The sequence below is a fragment of the Flavobacterium sp. CR10 genome (genome assembly GCF_055814415.1).
The window spans coordinates 1,355,731-1,373,280 of the sequence record NZ_CP185985.1 but is presented as its reverse complement, the minus strand read 5'-3'; the positions used below and the strand labels follow the sequence as shown (position 1 = coordinate 1,373,280).

Genomic DNA, 17,550 nt, shown 5'->3' with positions numbered 1-17,550 from the left:
CATTAATTCTGGTTGAAAATATCAGAAGTAATCTTAACGAATGAAAAAGAAGCTTAAATTTATAAATCTCTTCATGCCTTTGATTGTATTGTTCGCAATACTTTTTCCGGCTGTCCATTCGTATGAGCATATTTTGGATACTCATTCGGCAAAAGAGAAATTAGAATTTTCTGTCTCCGAAAAACCGCAATTCAAAGCCAAACTGCATTCGTTTCATAAATGTTCGATTTGCGATTTTAAGTTCAGCGCTGTTGGCACATTTGAGTTCCATGTTTTTCAGTTTTTCATGAATAATCCTGTTGTAAAACACACTAGTTTTTACAGCAAACCGCATTTTGCATTTTTTAAAGGGGCGCTTTTCTCACTTCGAGCCCCGCCTTTTACATTTTAGTATTTTTTGTGCTCTGTTTTGCTTTGGCAATTCGGCTATTTCATTGATTTTAAGCAACTAAACAAGATTGATATTGTAATTGTCATTGATTTCTGCTTTTTCCGCACAAGAAATTCTCTTTTCAACTTTATCGATTACAGCATTTGAACTAGACCGCTATTCAGGTTTTTAGTTCTGTTCTGTCGTTTTTCATTCATTTAAAAGATGTTTCACCCCGCTGGTGCTTTCTTCTAAATGATGAATTTATTTCTATAAATATTTCGTCCCTCTGGGACTTGAATATTGAAATCACAATGCTTTCGTAACCCAAATACTCTTTATAAAATGATCAAAATCAAATCAGAAAAAATGAAAACAACAAAACTCATTCTGGCTTCGTTTTTCGCGACAATTGCTTTTACAAGCTGTAGTAACGACGATTCAGAAAAAGAACAGGCCATTCCAGCTATTGACAAAATCGAACTGGGTCTTGGCAACAACGAAACGGCTACTATCGGACAAGATTTCCATTTTAATGCTGAAGTCACGGCCTCAGATAAAATTGAAAATGTACAGGTAAAAATTGTGCAGAAAAGTACCGAAACGTATTCAAAAGTTTGGTCGCATGAAATTACCTGGACACAATATGCAGGCGCAAAAAATGCCACAATTCACAAGCATTTTGACATTCCCGAAGATGCCGTTGAAGGTAAATACGATTTCATCATCATCATAAACGATCAAAACGGAACGAAACTAGAAATCAAGAAAAACCTAACGATTTACAAATTAGAAAATATTCCTGTAAACCCAGTTGCCTCAGTATTTACACTTTTTATAAATGATGCTTTTATGTACAGAAAAGGCAAATTTTCTGATGAAACTGCTAAATACAAAAACAACGATATTTTCAGTTCGCAGGTTACGCTTGAAGGTGTAAAAGGAGACGGAATTATGTATCTGCTTTTGATTAATAAAAATACCAAACACAATCCGGAAAGTGTGGATCAGATTGATTTTAGCAAAGTGATTGTGTATGATGTTTTCGAACATAAAAATATGGCCGAAGCTGGTCAGTTTTCGAACATTCCGTGGGACGGGACAAAGTTTTTGAGAGAGACACCAAAGCTTACAATTGGCGCATCAAAAGACAATAATTTACCTGTTCCGCAGGATTTGGTTGCTAATAAATCTTGGGCAACTGGCAATTATACTTTTCTGGTTTTGTATAAAAACACGACTTATAACATCAATTTTTCGCAATCTCTTGAGGTTCCATTTGCACTTTAATTCCAATCAAAAAATATGAAAAATTTAAAGTCTCTACTAGGCGTTTTTGCCCTTGTCTTTATAACATCTTGTTCAAGCGACAATGCTGAAATCGATACCGAATATCCTGTGATTGATATTACACAAAATGCTTTTCCGATTCAGTGCAGTACGATTGAACGCGGTCAGACGATCACTTTTAAAGCTTCTTTTAGCGATAACGTTGAGTTGGGTTCTTACAGTCTGGACATTCATCACAACTTCGATCATCACACGCATAGTACAGAAGTGACAACTTGTGAAATGGAAGCGGTAAAAAAGCCTGTAAAACCAATGCTTTTCATTAACAATTATACTATTCCGAACGGAATGAAAAGTTACGAAGCAACAGCACAAATCACCATTCCTGCTGATGTTGATCCTGGAGATTATCATTTTATGATTCGCTTGACGGACAAAGAAGGCTGGCAAACGCTGAAAGGTTTAAGTATTAAAATTTTATAAGATCAGATTAATGAAGAATGTCCTATCCAAGTATTGGAAATATTGTTTTTTACTCATCAGTTTATTGTTTTCAGCCGAAGCTTTTTCTCAAAATCAGCCTTCAGAAAAAAAATCAGAAATTAAAGAGCTAGAGGAAGTTTTAATCAGCAATAATACTGTTCAGAAACGCAAAAAAGAAGAATCGCTGAATGTTGAAACGGTAAACAATAGTTTTATTCAGCGTAATCTTGGCGGAAGTTTGATGCAGTCTTTGCAGAAATTGCCTGGCGTTAAAACCATTTCGATTGGTTCTGGAGGTTCTAAACCGCTTATTCGTGGTTTGAGTTTTAATCAGGTTATTGTGGTTGAGAATGGTTTGAAACACGAAGGTCAGCAATGGGGTGCCGATCACGGACTGGAAATCGATCAATATGCTGTCAATCGAGTAGAAATTATAAAAGGCCCTTCTTCATTTATTTACGGATCTGATGCTGTCGGCGGTGCGATAAATATTAAACCGCTTCCACTTCCGTTGCAAAATACTTTTGGCGGAAGCGTTGATCTTACAGGAAAAAGCAACAATGCGCAATTTGGAAGTTCAATTAATTTATTCGGAAGAAACAAAAACTGGTTCTTTGATTCGCGTGTTACCACAATGGATTACGGCGATTATCGCGTTCCGACAGATGTGGTTCATGTGTATAGTTACGCTGTCCCGTTGTACAAAAATCATTTGCGAAATACGGCTGGAAAAGAACTTGATTTTCATTTGAGCACGGGTTATTCTGGCGAGCATTTTAAATCGGTTTTCTATTTCAGTAATGTGCATACCAAAAGCGGATTTTTCGCGAATGCGCATGGACTTGAACCTCGAAATGTAGATCTTGAATTACACGACAAATCGAGCCGTGATATTTTGATGCCGTATCAGCAAGTCAATCATTTAAAGGTTAGCAATACAACTTCTTTTCAATTGGAAAATCATGATTTTGAAACGCAGATTGGTTTTCAAAATAACTTTAGAAGAGAATATAGCCATTATGTCAATCACGGTTATATGCCGCCAATTTATCCTGAAGATATGTACGCTCCGCAAGATTTGGAACGTCAATATAATAAAGATGTTTGGTCATTTTCGGCTAAAGATGAATTCCGATTGAATCGCCATCAGATTACTGTCGGAACCAATATTATTGGACAAGAAAATGCCATCGGCGGATGGAGTTTCCTTATTCCTGCTTTCACGCAATTCAACGCTGGCGCATTTGTTTATGATAAAATTGAACTGAATGAAAAATGGTTTCTGCACGGCGCTATTCGTTACGATTACGGAAAAATCAAAATGAAATCATATTACGATTGGTTTCAAAGTCCAGTTTCTGAAAACAATCAGACGGAATTGGAATATTTACAGCGTTCTCAAGATTTAACCAAAACCTTTGACAGTTTTACGTGGTCGGTTGGAGCAAATTATAATCCTGAAAATCTTTCGCTAAAAGCCAATTTAGGATCAAGTTTCAGAATGCCGATTGCCAAAGAACTGGCCTCAAACGGTGTAAATTATCATTATTTCCGATTCGAGAAAGGAAATCCAAATCTGGATGCTGAACGTTCGTATCAATTGGATTTGGGAATGGAATGGAATCAGCAAAACTGGTCTTTTCAGCTGACTCCGTTTGTGAACTATTTTCCGAATTTCATTTATCTGAATCCAACCTCAGCGCATGATATTTATTATGGAGCAGGAAATCAGGTTTTTGAATATGAACAAAGTAAAGTCTTTCGTTACGGTGCCGAATTACAAACGAGATATTATTTCCTAAAATCTTTAAGTGCAGAAATCGGCGCCGAATATCTTTATTCGGAACAAAAATCAGGAAGCAAAAAAGGCTATACGCTTCCGTTCTCGCCTCCGCCTTCTGTTTTGTTCGGATTGAATTATGAACCGCAAATTTCCTTTTTAAAAGAACCTTATTTCGGTGTTGATTATCGTTTTACGGCACAGCAAAATAATATTGTTCCGCCTGAGAAAAAAACGGCTGAAAGTCATGTTTTTAATGTGGCTTTTGGTTCAAAAGTAAAAACAGGAAAACAGGATATCAGCATCAATATTCAGATCCAGAATTTATTCAATACAAGATATTTAAATCACACCAGCTTTTACCGTCTTATCGAGCTTCCGGAAGCGGGAAGAAACATTATTGTTTCTATGAAGATTCCGTTTTTGATTTCGCGATAAGCAAACCATTCAAAACTCAATTATTTACAAATTTTAAATCCTTTATTACAATGAAAAACAAGTTTTACAAACTACTATTTTTATTCGCTGTATCGCTTTTTGCAGTTTCTTGCAGCAACGACGATGACAACCATGACGATCATGATCATGATCACGACACTTCAGAAGAACACACTTTTGTTCGAGTTTTACTTTCTGACGAAAAAACTACGGAGCTAACGCTTTTTGATCCGCATGAAGATAAAATCAGTTCTTTTACGGCAAAATTTGCAAAATCGTCTTTGTACACAACAGAATCTGGACGTTATGCAGGAATTGTTCACAGAGACAATAATTTCGTAGAAACTTTCGACAGCGGATTGGAATTGCACGGCGATCATATTGATGTTGATGATGTTCCGAAATTTGGAATTTTAGCCACAAGCGCTTTAAAACCAACGCATTTTAAAAGTAAAATTGGAGAAATCCTGACTTTTAACGATGGAGACGGAACGCTTTCTGTTGGTAAAGAAGCTGATGTAAACAAAGCTGGCGCAACATTCAAAACGATAAACGCAGGTTTATTGGCGCATCACGGTGCAATGGCGACTTTTACAAACGGAACTTATGCGATTACAGTAAAAGATAATTCGGTTACAGGAACGCTTCCTGAAAAAGTAAAAATCATCGACAATACCGGAAAAACCCTTTTTGATGCTAAAATTCAAACAAAAGGAATTCACGGAAATGCTTCAGACGGTGTTTATGCTGTTTTTGGTTCGTCAAGCGGCATTTTGGTTGTAGAAAGTAACGGAAACCAAAAACTAATCGATCATCCAGCAGATTTTGGAACGGCTTGGTTTGGGACTATTTTAGAAACGGCTTCTGCTGGAAAATTCATTGGCTACACTGCTGCAAAAGGCGCTTATTTAATTGATGTTGTGGCTAATACCGTAAAACCAATTATTCAGAACACAACCATTATGCAATGCAAAACAAGTTACGATCGTAAAAAACTGGCTGTTTTATTGCATTCAGGAGAATTTAAACTTTATGATATCAGCAGTTTGCAAGCGGTAAAAGAAACTAAAGCGACTGCAGAAACAGCTACAGATGCAACATTAAAACCTCAAATGGCAGTTACAGACCGTTTTGCTTACATTACTTCGCCAACCACTGGAGAATTAGTGCGAGTAAACCTTACTACATTGGAAATTAAAAAGACTAAAGTTTCTAGTACGCCTTATATGATTACGGTTTTGGGTTATGAAAACAGCGAAACTCACAGCCACTAATTAATTTTCGAACAACTATTGCAATTATTTTAACACATAGAAACATAGCTTATCTTTGAGTATAGAGACGTTTCACTTATTTAAAACCACATAGCTATGTGTAAAAACTAGTTTTCTCTAAACTCTTTTACGAGCATAAAATCTATGTTTCTATGTGTTTAAAAAATTCAACACATAAAAAAGGTCCAACTTTCGTCGGACCTTTTTTATATTAATCGCAATCTAAGATTACAATAAAGCGTCTAAACTATCTGCGTAGGCTTGTTTCGGAGCTACTCCTACTTGTTTTCCTACTACTTCACCATTTTGAAACACCAAAACGGTTGGTATGTTACGCACACCATATTTTGCAGCAAATTCTTGGTTAGCATCTACATCTACTTTACCAACAACTACTTTACCAGCGTACTCTTCGCTTAATTGGTCAATGATTGGACCAACCATTCTACAAGGACCACACCATGCTGCCCAAAAATCTACCATTACTGGTTTATCTGATTTTAAAACTACTTCATCAAAAGTAGCATCTGTTATTGCTAATGCCATAATATATTAAGATTAAAATTAGGTCTGAAATATCAACTTTCAAACTACAGTACAAATTTAAAAATTTAAAATAAATCAAACACCATTACTAAATTAGTTTTCATTATAAATGTATTGTCAATAATTATAAACTGTATAACGCTAAATTTACAATTTATTTACCTGAAAATCAAACCAATAAACTTTTTAGCATTTTTTTAGTATCTTTAGTATATCCAAAAACGCGATTCACATGAAAGAAACTCTATCCAAAACAAAATCCTTTCTGCAATCTGATTCTTTTAAAAAATATGCCAAACGCTTTGGATATTTTATTCTTGGCTTAATTGCGATTCTTCTACTTGCCTGCGGAGGACTATCGATATATTTTAACCGAAATAAAGCCGAAATTATTGCCAAAGTCAATACCAAAATCAATGAGAATATAAATGGCAAATTTCATATTGGCGATTTTCATTATAAGTTCCTAACGGGTTTCCCGAACTTCACATTGGCGCTAAATGATGTCGAAATAAAAGATAATCAATGGCAAAGCCACAAACATACTTTGCTGAGAGCAAAAGAAATTGAAGCGCGTTTGAATATTTTGAGTTTATTGAAACACGAAATCAATATTCATAAAATCTTGATCAACGACGCCGATATTTATATCTACAAAGCCGAAAACGGTTATTCTAATGCCAATATTTTTAAACCCAAAAAGAAAAAGCCTCAAACCGATAAAGAAAAACCCGAAACTACAATTGACGAAGTAAACCTCAACAAAGTTCATGTTATTATTGACAATCACTTGGGACATAAATTATTTGATTTTGATGTGGCTAGTTTAGATTCAAAAGTAAATTATGAAGATGACAGCTGGCAAACCAATTTGTTTTTGAAAACTAAAATCAACAGTCTTGCCTTTAATACCGTTCATGGAAGTTTTGCCAAAGAGAAAATTCTCGAAGGCAATTTTGATATTTCGTATGCCGAAGCCAATCAGAAAATAGATATTAAAACCAAAGGACTTAAAATTGGTTCTGATGTTTTTGACATTATCGCTTTCTTTAATATCGGAAAAAACAATTCGCTATTCGGAATCAATATCGGAACGAATATTTTATGGCGAAATGCTTCCAATTTATTATCGGCAAACATTAGTTCGAAACTTAACCAATTTGACATCAAAAAACCAATTAAGGTAAACTGCGATATCAAAGGCGATTTGAATGTTGAAGGCGATCCGAAAATTGTGGTTCAGGCAAATGTTCGCGATAACGAATTAACAATTCCTGACGGTTTGTTTACCAATTGCAGTTTTAAAGGAATTTTTACTAACACTTTTAAACCCGAGAAGGAATCCAGCGATCCGAACTCGGCTATTATTTTGACTAATTTTAAAGCCGAGTACGAAGATGTTCCATTGACAATTGCGCAAGCGGTTATCAATAATTTAGAAAAACCGATTGCAACAGGAGTTGTAAATTCCGATTTTGATATTTCGAAATTGAACGGAATGATGAACGAGAAAATTCTTCATTTTGAAAGCGGTCACGCACAAGCGAATTTGAAATTTCAGTTTGATATTGTTGATTTGTATATCAATAAACCCAAATTTACAGGCGATGTTGATATTGCTGATGCCACATTCGATTATCTTCCGAAAAGAATTCATGCCGAAAAAACTGCAGTTCAATTGTCCTTTACGCAAGAAGCGCTTTACATTAAAAAAATAGCCTACAAACACAAAAAGAACATTATTCGTATTGATGGAAAAATCGATAATTTCTTGAATCTTTATTACGATGCGCCAGAAAAAATGGTGGTAAATTGGAATATTTACTGCCCAAATATTGACGTAAAACAGTTTTTAGGCGTTTTAAAAAATTCTCCCAAACAAAAAGTAGTGGAGAAAAAACCCGTTAAGCAGAATGTCAATTTTACGAACCAATTAAGATCGGTAATCGAAAAATGTACCGCTGTGATTAATCTTAAAGCCGATAAAATCACTTATGGAGCGCTTACTGCAACCCATACACAGGCAACGCTGCAAATGCTAAATTCTAAGATTTTGCTTAAAAACGGAACATTAAATACTTCTGGCGGAAGCATAAACTTTAGCGGTTCTGTTGAGCCAAACGGCAATCGTTACGTTTTTACTTCAAACGCACAGGTAAACCGTGTGGATATTGCTAGCTTTTTAAGATCTTTCAATAACTTCGGAATCAAATCTTTCAGTCCGAAAAACATTCGCGGGCGATTAACTAGCAATGCCAACGTAACCGGTTTAATGAGCAACTCGGGTGATTTGATCATGAATTCTATGAAAGGAAAACTCGATTTTAATGTCAACCAAGGCGCCTTAATCAATTTTGAACCGATTATGAAAGTCGGCAAATTTGCTTTTCCGTTTCGCGATGTAGAGAATATTACTTTCAGCGATTTATCGGGTTCGCTCAATCTTCGCGGCGAACAAGTCGATGTCAATAAACTTACTATAAGTTCCAGCGTTCTTAACCTTGATGCTGAAGGCGTTTATTCTTTCGGCCGAGGCACCAATCTCGCGCTTACCGTTCCGCTAAGAAATTCTAAAAACGACGCCAAACTCGCCACCAAAGAAGAACGAAAAGCCGTTCGCGAAAAGGGTATTGTCCTGCATTTGATTGCTTATGATAATGAAGGAAAAATGAAGGTTAAGTGGGGGAAGAAGGATAAGGGGTAAAAAAAATTCTTGTTTTTTTCATTCCGAGGAACGAGGAATCTTCATTAATTATTCTTTACAATAAATCTCAAATCTCGTGGTTAATATCCAGTTGAAAACTAAATATTTTTGAGGCCAATTGTACGCAGGTCAATTGTACGCACAAAACTATTTTTATACACTATGAATATCAAAGAAAAATTCGGATTCAAGGTCAAAGAACTTCGAGAAAAAAACGGATACTCAATCGAGTATTTAGCCAATATTTCCAACGTTGATAGAAATTATATCTCAGATATTGAAAAAGGTCAACGAAATGTTTCCATAGAAATAATAGAAAAAATAATAACAGCTCTTAATACTGATTTTGGAGCTTTTTTTAACGATAACAATTTTAAGAAATGAAGAAAAAGATATATGCAGAAACCAAAGAAGTTATCAACGAAGAAGTAAACGAACCACAGTTTAATATCTTTTACGAAAAAGAAAACTGGGTTGATAAAAAATTTAGCAATCCCAATGCAACTATACGCTTAGCAACAATGTTTAGTGGAATAGGATCTATAGAACATGCTTTAGAAAGATTAGATTTAAAAAGTGAAATCGTATTTGCTTGTGATAATGATAAACATGTTAAACAAAGTTATTTTGCTAATTATGAAATTTCAGAAAAAAGCTGGTATGAAGATGTAAAACAAATTGACGGATCAAAATATAAAGGAGGCATAGATTTATTGGTTGGGGGAAGTCCTTGTCAATCATTTTCTATGGTAGGTAAAAGGAGAGGATTTGAAGATACGAGAGGTACGCTATTTTACGAATTTGCTAGAGTTGTAAAAGAAAGCCAACCTAAGGTATTTATATTCGAAAATGTAAAAGGATTAGTTAATCATGATAAAGGAAACACTTTTAAAGTTATCAAAGAGACTTTCAAAGAGTTAGGGTATAAAATTGATTACCAATTACTAAACTCAAAAGATTATGGCATTCCACAACATAGAGAACGAATTTTTGTGGTTGGATTTAGAGATACCGAAACTCAATTCCATTTTCCTGAAGCGATTCCATTAGAATATAAAATGCAAGATTTTCTTGAAGATTATATTGACAGTAAATATTATTTAAAAGAAAAAGGGGTAAAATTTGTTACAAGCACAAAAAACAGAAATAAAAGATACACTCAAATAAATGGCGAAATTGCTTTATGCCAAAAAGCAAATCAACAATTTAACTGGCATGGAGATTTTGTTTTTGAAGAAGCAGAAAGTAGTTTTAATGACTTCATTTTTAATGTAAATGATGTTGAAGAAAAATATTATTTGTCTGAAAAAACAAAGGCCTATGTGTTAGCGACTGGCACTAAATCATTTAAAACAACAGTTGGGACTGATTTAGAAATTGCAAGACCTATTTTACAGTCTATGCATAAAATGCATCGTTCAGGCGTGGATAATTATGTAACCCATAATAAAGGAAAAATAAGAAAATTAACCCCTAGAGAATGCCTACGCCTAATGGGATTTAAGGAAGATTTTAAACAAGTTGTTAGCGACACCCAAATGTATCGACAAGCTGGAAATAGCATTGTTGTAAATGTATTTATTGCTTTAATGAAACAAATGGATATAACTAAATTTGGATCTTAATGAAAGAAGAAAGAGGACCTGATCCTATTTGTCGTTGGCGAAATCCTAGTTTTCAAACTGCAAAAGAGTTGATTGAAATTTTACCAAAAGCAATAATGAATTCTGATTTAGCTAGAGAAATTACTAATGAAAATTATGGACAATATTTTTTCGACACACCATATCAGCTAGCTTGTCAATTAGGCCTTTATTATGAATCAAATGAAAATTATTATCCTAGATTTACATACATCCCTTCTGATAAAGAAATCTCTTCTTACTTAGAAAATTGGATTACAAAATATTATGTTCCTAATCCGTATACAAGAAGTTTTAAAAGATTTGATCTCTTTAAAACTCTAGAACCTTTTAGCATCCATAGTAAAGTCTGTGAAAAACTTTACAAATCTAAAACTCCATTACCTTGGCCTGATGCCTATTTTGAAATTTTTCCTGGTCATGTTAAAAACACAGATATAATTAAAAATGCTCTTAATCATTCTGATATAATATTGATTAGCAATGGCCAAATAATGTTGAAAGAATCTTTAAATTATTCAGACCTTTTAGAATACATAATCGATATACCAACCAATAACAGTGAAGATAAAGAATTCTTTTTTTTATATTTTAATTATAATTATCCCATTAAAAATGACATAAATCAAATTTTTTCCGAAATAGAAGAATTTAGCAAACAGGAAATTGAAACAGTTAGAGAGGCAATTATTAAGATACGAATTCGTCAATCAAATTTCCGGAAAAACCTTCTCAATTCAAACAAAAGTCAATGTCTTTTTACAGGAATAAATCATGAAAAATTATTAGTTGCGGGACATATTAAGCCCTGGTCCATATCCAACAGTGATGAACGAGTAGACCCAAACAATGGTATTTTACTAAGTCCGACATTCGACAAACTTTTTGACAAATATTATATTTCTTTCGATCCAAATGGCTATGTTTTATGGTCGAAACGTCTTGATCAAAAAACAATCGATCTTGTATGCAAAGGAATTGACAATTTATCAAGCATAAAAATTGAAATCACAGATAACAATAAAGAGTATTATAAACATCACCTAATAGAATTTTTAAAATTAGAAGAAAGCAGTAATGGCAACTATTAATGTTAATAATAACTTATTTGAAATTGTCGATACAATTGAAAAAATGACAATTGCAGATTCATTTGTAGCTCGATCAAATAAAATTGGAGGAGGGAATGGCGAAGCAAAATTTTATGTCGGAAATGAAAATGCAGAAACAAGAGCTTTCTTTGGAGAAAATGGCTTTCGTCTTAAATGTTTCTTATTAAAAAAAGATTTAAAAGAATTTTTAATTAATTCAGAAGGTGAATATAAAAATCCTGAACAACCTTATCAAAGAAAAGAAAACTTACCTGCTCTTTGGCAAGAAAGAATGAATACTGTAGAACAACTTGATGAGGTATTACCTTTTACTTTAATGGAACAGACACAAATTGCTGGACCAAGAATATACGTTAAAGCTCCTGACAACGATCCTATTTATAAATTAATTCGTGAAATTGCTTTACCAAATATAAGTTATCTCTCTGCAATTAAACTAATTGACCCAAATGGAAATTTCGTTTTTTATTTCAAACCTTTTGTAGATTATTTTGGCGAATATGAAAATCCTTTTGTAATTGAAGAAGAAATTAAAATTCTTGAAGAAGAAGAACTGCCAACAGAAGTTAAAACTCAATTATTAAGAGCAAGAAAAGGTCAAGGAAAATATAGACAAGCTCTTCTAGAAGAATGTCCTTTTTGCCCAATAACTTTAATATCCGATGATCGTTTATTAATTGCAAGTCATATTAAACCTTGGGTAAAATCAGATGATGATGAAAAAATTGATCCAAAAAATGGTTTTATGCTAACTCCAACTTTCGATTTACTTTTTGATCGTGGTTTTATTTCATTTAGCAACGATAAAAAAATTATAATATCTCCCTGGCTTTCAAAGATGACTTGTTCAAAATTAAGTATCTCACCAGAAAAACAATATCCTATGCTTCCTACTGCAGGAAGAGAAAATTATTTAGAATATCATAGAAATAATATTTTTAAAGGATAAGAACAACTCGAAAAAACAAAAAAAGCCACTTTCGTGGCTTTTTCTCATCTCTTACTCAATCCCCAAATAAGGATCAAGAATTTCTGCTAATTCATTTAACCAAAAGAAACCATCTTAAATATTTACGGTTTCAGTTTTCATAAATCCGTCTTCTCGTATGGCATTTAACGCAATTAGGAAATTTACCTGTCTAATGGTTTTTGCCATACTTTTTGAATCAATTGAATTGTTGAAGAATTCTGTTAACCTCAATTCGGTTTCTTTGGAAAGGGTGTTGGTACTCATAAATTTGAAGTTTAGGGAAAATAAAACCCGCACGGGTTAGCTGTCCTACGCCTTCAAATACGCGTTGCAGTTGTTTCCAATACCGCCAGCATTCCGCACGGGCAAAAAGTTTTTTTGTGTTCATTATTTGAAGTTTTAGGAACTCCAAATATATGAAAAACAAAAATAAATTGTAAGTTTTTTCTTTATTTAAAAAATAAGATACTATAAGTATATTTTCTCCAAATCGAAATTACAAAATTGAAAAAATAAATCTTCAGATAATTCATAATATTTCCTTAACTCACTTGCCTTTTTCCGCCAAAATGGATAAGTTTGGGAATGAATCATTAAATTTTATTTGTTATGAAAGTACAAATCAACACCGACAAAAACATTGAAGGAAGTGCAAGATTAGAAAGTTATTTTTCTGGAGAAGTAGAAAAAAGCTTAGACCGTTTTCAAGATAAAATTACTCGCGTAGAAGTTCACTTTGGAGACGAAAATGGAGAAAAGTTTAGCTTGCATGACAAAAAATGTGTGATTGAAGTTCGTCCTGTAAAATTACAGCCTATTACGGTTACAGAACACGCCGAAACACTTGAAAAAGCTTTCAGCGGTGCATTGGCCAAAGCTAAAAAAACATTGACTTCTACTTTCGAGAAAATAAAAGAACATTAATTTTTTTTAAACCATATAAGTGATATAAGTTCATTTTAAGTTTACATCACAAAGCAACGAAGCCGTAAAGTAGTACTTTACGGCTTCGCTTTTTATAGATAACAACAAGTGAAAATCTTAAATTACTTATATCACTTATATGGTTTACTTTATTTAGGCAACGGTGCACCAACTGCAATATCGCAACGGTGACCCGGTTTTCCGTGCGGCGGATTCATTCCGTCTGCAACTGTCGCCTCATTTCCTTCTGTGCTTAACAATGCAGGAACTGGGTTTGATGCTGGAGGAGTAACGCTAAAGTTTTGCGTAACTGTTCCGCTTTGAGCCGTATTTGTCGTTGTTGCAGTTGTTGTTGCTTTAGGCGAGTTTAAAGGCGCTCCGACAGGAATGTCACATCTATGACCTGGTTGTCCGTGTGGCGGATTCATTCCTTTTGCCACTTTAACTGGCGTTGTAGTTGTAGTCGTTACCATTTTCTGCTGAGGCTGATTTACCTGAACCGTTTGCCCTTGAGTTGCTTGAACTTGTTGTGTTGGCGCAGAATTTAAAGGCGCTCCAACCGCAATATCGCAACGGTGGCCTGGCTGTCCGTGAGCAGGATTAATTCCTTTCGTATCGCTTAAAACTGTATTTGGGTTTGCTGCAGGGTTTTGCACCACTGGCGCAGCTGGTTTAGTTGTATCTTTTGCAAGTCCTAACCTTACTAATTCGGAGTTTGCTGTACTTTCCTGCGGTTCTAATTCCTTTTTACAGGAAACGAACAATAGAGAAGTTACAGCGAGTGAACTTATAAGTAATTTTGCCTTCATGACTGGGGTATTTGTATTGATGAATCAAATATAGTAGTTTTTTGAGAGATTAAATGACATGAATATTGTTAATGATAATTTAATGAGGTACAAAGGTACATAGTTGCAAAGGTACATAGTCATTAGGCATCTTAAAATAAACTTTGCGCCTTGGTGCCTTTGTGGCAATAATTGGGTTTTCTTTAGTTTTCTTATATCACTTATATGATTCAAAAAAATTATACCTTTAAAGTCAAATAATATATCTCATGAAAAAAATACTTTTACTTCTTTTATTCGCTGCAACTTTTGCCAATGCACAAACCGACAAAAACAAAATCAATCAAATTCTTGACGCGTGGCATAAAGCTGCGGGCGAAGTAAAATATGATGCTTACTTTAATGTATTGGCAGACAACGCAATCTATATTGGAACCGATGCAACCGAAAATTGGACTAAAAAAGAATTTGCTGTTTGGGCAAAACCATTTTTTGATAAAGGAACAACATGGAATTTTAAAGCTTTAGAACGTCATATCTTTTTTGATAAATCGGGAAAAATTGCTTGGTTCGACGAATTGCTAGACACACAAATGAAAATCTGTCGCGGTTCTGGAGTTTTGGTTAAAGTGGGCAACGAATGGAAAATTCAGCATTATGTTTTATCGATGACGATTCCGAATGACGAAGTTGATGCTGTAACTAAGATAAAAGCGCCAATTGAAGACGCTTTGATTGCAAAACTTCAGAAAAAATAAAACATTTTACGGTTTTCTTATTATAAACGTAACTTTTTGAGCATATTAGAAGCGCTGTTAGCAGATTAATTTTAATTAATTCGGCAAAAACAGCGCTTTTTTGTAACTTTAGAATAAGATACTGTCAAAAAAATGAGCTGTATTTTACAAAATTGATCAAAATAAAACCCATACCTCTATTTTAACAGCCTTTAAAACAAGAATCTTTATTTTTTTCTAACTTTGACCCCAAAAAAAATAGGGTTAAACAAAGTATTTTAAAAATGAAAATAGAAAAACGCTGGATTATCTCCTTTATCATGATAAGCGTCGTATGTACGATAGGGGCATTTTGGCCAACAGTTACAGAAAATAATTATGTTTTATCAGAATTCGGAACTATAGATCATATCGTTCCTGCTGATGTTGCTTGGATGCTTACTTCGAGCTGTTTAGTTTTAATCATGACGCCAGGATTGTCTTTCTTTTATGGCGGAATGGTTGGCAAGAAAAACGTTATTTCGACCATGCTTCAAAGTTTTATCTGCTTAGGCGTCGTTACTCTTTTATGGGTTGTAGTGGCATTTAGTTTGGCTTTTGGAGAACCGGTTGGTTTTGGTTCTGGAGATCATTTTTATAGCTTTTTCGGAAATCCGACGACTTTTGCTTTTATGGATTATGTTGGCGTTCTGCCTCATAAACAATTGGCCAATACGATTCCGTTTATGCTTTTTGCTTTGTTTCAGATGAAATTTGCCATCATTTGTCCTGCCATTATTACGGGTTCGTTTGCTGAACGTGTTCGTTTTATTTCTTATTTAGTTTTCATTAGTTTATTCACGATATTCATTTATGCTCCTTTATGCCACGCGGTTTGGTACCCAACAGGTGTTTTAGGAAGCTATTTTGGCGTTAAAGATTTTGCAGGAGGAACTGTGGTGCACATGAGTTCTGGATTTGCAGCTTTGGCAGGAGTTCTGGTTTTAGGAAAAAGAAAAAACAGCCAGCATATTCCAACCAATATTCCATTTGTGTTATTAGGAACGGGAATGCTTTGGTTCGGCTGGTTCGGATTCAACGCTGGATCTGCTCTTGCTGCCAACGGAACTGCTGCAATGGCTTTTGCTACAACGACAACTTCATCGGCTGCAGCGATGTTAACTTGGATTTTCTTTGATAGAATGAACGGAAGAAAAGTTTCTGCTCTGGGAGCATGTATTGGAGCTGTTGTGGGGCTTGTTGCCATTACACCTGCTGCAGGATTTGTTTCTGTACCAGAAAGTATGTTCTTCGGTTTTATTACGGCTTTGGTTTCTAATACAGCTGTAAACTGTAAATATTCTAAAAAATTCGACGATACGCTTGATGTTTTTGCTTGTCACGGTGTTGGCGGAATTATGGGAATGATTCTAACTGCCATTTTCGCTCACGGCGAAGACGCAAGTTTACTTCACGGCGGATGGAATGTTTTCGGACATCACATGATGGCGTTGGTTTTAGTTTCGATCTTTACTTTCTTCGGAGCTTATTTCTTGTTCAAAGTAACCAATTTCATTATTCCGCTGAGAGTTTCAGAAGAATCAGAACACATCGGATTGGATTTGTCTCAACATGATGAATCTCTTGATCCAAAATTAAAACCAATTACAGAACCTCATTACGGTTAAAAAATATTTTTTTCCGCCACGAATTCACAAATTATTTTTAAAATAAAATTCGTGAATTCGTGGCGGAAAACTTTTTAAACCTAATTACGCTATTTTCATTCGTTTATATTCCTTAATTTTGCCGAAAATTTTTGTAAAAGTGGGAAGTAAAAATAAACTAAAAAGATTCAGAGAAAACGAAACATTTCAAAACGTTTTTCAACCAACCAGAGAAGAAGTTGTAGGCGATTTAATGCCTTTAAAAGGAAAATGGAACTCTGATTTCTTTAAAAATGACAATCCATTAGTTTTAGAATTAGGATGCGGAAAGGGAGAATATTCTGTTGGATTAGCAGAGAAATACCCAGACAAAAATTTTATCGGAATTGACATTAAAGGTGCGCGTTTCTGGCGTGGTGCTAAAACTGCTGTAGAAAACGGACTTCATAATGTGGCTTTCGTTCGTACTCAAATCGAATTGATCAATCATATTTTTGCTGAAGGCGAAGTAGACGAAATCTGGATTACTTTCCCAGATCCGCAGATCAAATACAAGAGAACGAAACACAGAATGACCAATTCTGAGTTCTTAAAACTGTACAAAAAGATTTTGAAAAAAGACGGTGTCGTAAACCTTAAAACCGACAGCGAATTTATGCATGGTTATACTTTAGGATTGCTTCACGGTGAAGGTCACGAAGTTCTTTATGCAAATCATAATGTTTACAAAAACGAAGGAAGCCCAGAAGTTGTGACTTCTATCCAAACTTTCTACGAAAAACAATATTTAGAAATTAATAAGGCAATTACGTATATTCGTTTCAAAATTAAAGACTAACTTTAAT

Annotated in this window: 17 protein-coding genes; 14 read left to right on the top strand and 3 right to left on the bottom strand. The window is 34.4% G+C overall.

The window, feature by feature from the left end; all coding sequences use genetic code 11:
- The first annotated feature begins 40 nt into the window (after positions 1 to 40).
- The 5 genes from ACNRYB_RS06280 (at position 41) to ACNRYB_RS06260 (ending at position 5,635) form a co-directional block, all read left to right on the top strand.
- Positions 41 to 391, top strand: coding sequence for a hypothetical protein (locus ACNRYB_RS06280; protein ID WP_129746048.1), 351 nt, complete (start codon positions 41 to 43; stop codon positions 389 to 391).
- 348 nt (positions 392 to 739) lie between these two features.
- Positions 740 to 1,660 (top strand): DUF4625 domain-containing protein, encoded by a 921-nt coding sequence (locus ACNRYB_RS06275; protein WP_165352410.1) that lies wholly within the window; start codon positions 740 to 742, stop codon positions 1,658 to 1,660.
- Between the two features lie 15 nt (positions 1,661 to 1,675).
- Positions 1,676 to 2,143, top strand: a complete 468-nt coding sequence (locus ACNRYB_RS06270; protein WP_129746046.1) for a DUF4625 domain-containing protein — start codon at positions 1,676 to 1,678, stop codon at positions 2,141 to 2,143.
- Between the two features lie 10 nt (positions 2,144 to 2,153).
- On the top strand, positions 2,154 to 4,361 hold the full coding sequence (locus ACNRYB_RS06265) for a TonB-dependent receptor (protein ID WP_473729548.1): 2,208 nt from the start codon (positions 2,154 to 2,156) through the stop codon (positions 4,359 to 4,361).
- Between the two features lie 50 nt (positions 4,362 to 4,411).
- A complete protein-coding gene (locus ACNRYB_RS06260; protein WP_473729547.1) occupies positions 4,412 to 5,635 on the top strand; it encodes a hypothetical protein in 1,224 nt (407 codons plus the stop codon).
- 228 nt (positions 5,636 to 5,863) lie between these two features.
- Here ACNRYB_RS06260 and trxA read toward each other — a convergent pair whose 3' ends face one another.
- Entirely contained in the window at positions 5,864 to 6,181 is a 318-nt protein-coding gene (gene trxA, locus ACNRYB_RS06255; RefSeq protein ID WP_008466289.1) for a thioredoxin, read from the bottom strand.
- Between the two features lie 232 nt (positions 6,182 to 6,413).
- On the opposite strand from trxA, the gene ACNRYB_RS06250 reads away from it, so the two are divergent.
- From ACNRYB_RS06250 to ACNRYB_RS06230, 5 genes are all read left to right on the top strand, one after another.
- Positions 6,414 to 8,885 carry an AsmA family protein gene (locus ACNRYB_RS06250; RefSeq protein ID WP_473729546.1) on the top strand — a complete coding sequence of 824 codons (2,472 nt, stop codon included), beginning with the start codon at positions 6,414 to 6,416 and terminating at the stop codon, positions 8,883 to 8,885.
- 162 nt (positions 8,886 to 9,047) lie between these two features.
- Positions 9,048 to 9,269 carry a helix-turn-helix domain-containing protein gene (locus ACNRYB_RS06245; RefSeq protein WP_286968200.1) on the top strand — a complete coding sequence of 74 codons (222 nt, stop codon included), beginning with the start codon at positions 9,048 to 9,050 and terminating at the stop codon, positions 9,267 to 9,269.
- Positions 9,266 to 10,510: a DNA cytosine methyltransferase gene (locus ACNRYB_RS06240; protein WP_473729545.1), complete on the top strand. Its 1,245-nt coding sequence runs from the start codon at positions 9,266 to 9,268 to the stop codon at positions 10,508 to 10,510. Before ACNRYB_RS06245 ends, ACNRYB_RS06240 begins: the two co-directional genes overlap by 4 nt.
- Complete coding sequence (locus ACNRYB_RS06235; protein ID WP_473729544.1) at positions 10,510 to 11,619, top strand: HNH endonuclease; 1,110 nt, start codon at positions 10,510 to 10,512, stop codon at positions 11,617 to 11,619. Before ACNRYB_RS06240 ends, ACNRYB_RS06235 begins: the two co-directional genes overlap by 1 nt.
- Positions 11,606 to 12,589: an HNH endonuclease gene (locus ACNRYB_RS06230; protein WP_473729543.1), complete on the top strand. Its 984-nt coding sequence runs from the start codon at positions 11,606 to 11,608 to the stop codon at positions 12,587 to 12,589. Before ACNRYB_RS06235 ends, ACNRYB_RS06230 begins: the two co-directional genes overlap by 14 nt.
- 114 nt (positions 12,590 to 12,703) lie before the next feature.
- Here the strand turns inward: ACNRYB_RS06230 and ACNRYB_RS06225 are convergent, their stop codons facing one another.
- Positions 12,704 to 12,874: a hypothetical protein gene (locus tag ACNRYB_RS06225; RefSeq protein ID WP_473729542.1), complete on the bottom strand. Its 171-nt coding sequence runs from the start codon at positions 12,872 to 12,874 to the stop codon at positions 12,704 to 12,706.
- 345 nt (positions 12,875 to 13,219) lie between these two features.
- Between ACNRYB_RS06225 and ACNRYB_RS06220 the strand changes: the two genes are divergently transcribed.
- The gene (locus tag ACNRYB_RS06220) at positions 13,220 to 13,534 is read left to right on the top strand and encodes an HPF/RaiA family ribosome-associated protein (protein WP_473729541.1); all 315 of its coding nucleotides are present in this window, start codon (positions 13,220 to 13,222) and stop codon (positions 13,532 to 13,534) included.
- Positions 13,535 to 13,683: 149 nt separating this feature from the next.
- On the opposite strand, the gene ACNRYB_RS06215 is transcribed toward ACNRYB_RS06220, so the two are convergent.
- Positions 13,684 to 14,343, bottom strand: a complete 660-nt coding sequence (locus ACNRYB_RS06215) for a hypothetical protein (protein ID WP_473729540.1) — start codon at positions 14,341 to 14,343, stop codon at positions 13,684 to 13,686.
- Positions 14,344 to 14,591: 248 nt separating this feature from the next.
- On the opposite strand from ACNRYB_RS06215, the gene ACNRYB_RS06210 reads away from it, so the two are divergent.
- From ACNRYB_RS06210 to trmB, 3 genes are all read left to right on the top strand, one after another.
- Entirely contained in the window at positions 14,592 to 15,080 is a 489-nt protein-coding gene (locus tag ACNRYB_RS06210; RefSeq protein WP_473729539.1) for a nuclear transport factor 2 family protein, read from the top strand.
- A gap of 263 nt (positions 15,081 to 15,343) precedes the next feature.
- A complete protein-coding gene (locus ACNRYB_RS06205; RefSeq protein ID WP_473729538.1) occupies positions 15,344 to 16,726 on the top strand; it encodes an ammonium transporter in 1,383 nt (460 codons plus the stop codon).
- Positions 16,727 to 16,865: 139 nt separating this feature from the next.
- On the top strand, positions 16,866 to 17,543 hold the full coding sequence (trmB, locus tag ACNRYB_RS06200) for a tRNA (guanosine(46)-N7)-methyltransferase TrmB (RefSeq protein WP_091490651.1): 678 nt from the start codon (positions 16,866 to 16,868) through the stop codon (positions 17,541 to 17,543).
- Positions 17,544 to 17,550 lie beyond the last annotated feature (7 nt).

What these genes read in the sequence shown, in the direction of transcription:
- ACNRYB_RS06215 (WP_473729540.1), bottom strand. Translation starts at nt 14,343, where the DNA reads ATGAAGGCAAAATTACTTATAAGTTCACTCGCTGTAACTTCTCTATTG.
- ACNRYB_RS06275 (WP_165352410.1), top strand. Translation starts at nt 740, where the DNA reads ATGAAAACAACAAAACTCATTCTGGCTTCGTTTTTCGCGACAATTGCT.
- ACNRYB_RS06205 (WP_473729538.1), top strand. Translation starts at nt 15,344, where the DNA reads ATGAAAATAGAAAAACGCTGGATTATCTCCTTTATCATGATAAGCGTC.
- ACNRYB_RS06280 (WP_129746048.1), top strand. Translation starts at nt 41, where the DNA reads ATGAAAAAGAAGCTTAAATTTATAAATCTCTTCATGCCTTTGATTGTA.
- ACNRYB_RS06235 (WP_473729544.1), top strand. Translation starts at nt 10,510, where the DNA reads ATGAAAGAAGAAAGAGGACCTGATCCTATTTGTCGTTGGCGAAATCCT.
- trxA (WP_008466289.1), bottom strand. Translation starts at nt 6,181, where the DNA reads ATGGCATTAGCAATAACAGATGCTACTTTTGATGAAGTAGTTTTAAAA.
- ACNRYB_RS06210 (WP_473729539.1), top strand. Translation starts at nt 14,592, where the DNA reads ATGAAAAAAATACTTTTACTTCTTTTATTCGCTGCAACTTTTGCCAAT.
- ACNRYB_RS06270 (WP_129746046.1), top strand. Translation starts at nt 1,676, where the DNA reads ATGAAAAATTTAAAGTCTCTACTAGGCGTTTTTGCCCTTGTCTTTATA.
- ACNRYB_RS06245 (WP_286968200.1), top strand. Translation starts at nt 9,048, where the DNA reads ATGAATATCAAAGAAAAATTCGGATTCAAGGTCAAAGAACTTCGAGAA.
- ACNRYB_RS06230 (WP_473729543.1), top strand. Translation starts at nt 11,606, where the DNA reads ATGGCAACTATTAATGTTAATAATAACTTATTTGAAATTGTCGATACA.
- ACNRYB_RS06220 (WP_473729541.1), top strand. Translation starts at nt 13,220, where the DNA reads ATGAAAGTACAAATCAACACCGACAAAAACATTGAAGGAAGTGCAAGA.
- ACNRYB_RS06225 (WP_473729542.1), bottom strand. Translation starts at nt 12,874, where the DNA reads ATGAGTACCAACACCCTTTCCAAAGAAACCGAATTGAGGTTAACAGAA.
- ACNRYB_RS06260 (WP_473729547.1), top strand. Translation starts at nt 4,412, where the DNA reads ATGAAAAACAAGTTTTACAAACTACTATTTTTATTCGCTGTATCGCTT.
- ACNRYB_RS06250 (WP_473729546.1), top strand. Translation starts at nt 6,414, where the DNA reads ATGAAAGAAACTCTATCCAAAACAAAATCCTTTCTGCAATCTGATTCT.
- ACNRYB_RS06240 (WP_473729545.1), top strand. Translation starts at nt 9,266, where the DNA reads ATGAAGAAAAAGATATATGCAGAAACCAAAGAAGTTATCAACGAAGAA.
- ACNRYB_RS06265 (WP_473729548.1), top strand. Translation starts at nt 2,154, where the DNA reads ATGAAGAATGTCCTATCCAAGTATTGGAAATATTGTTTTTTACTCATC.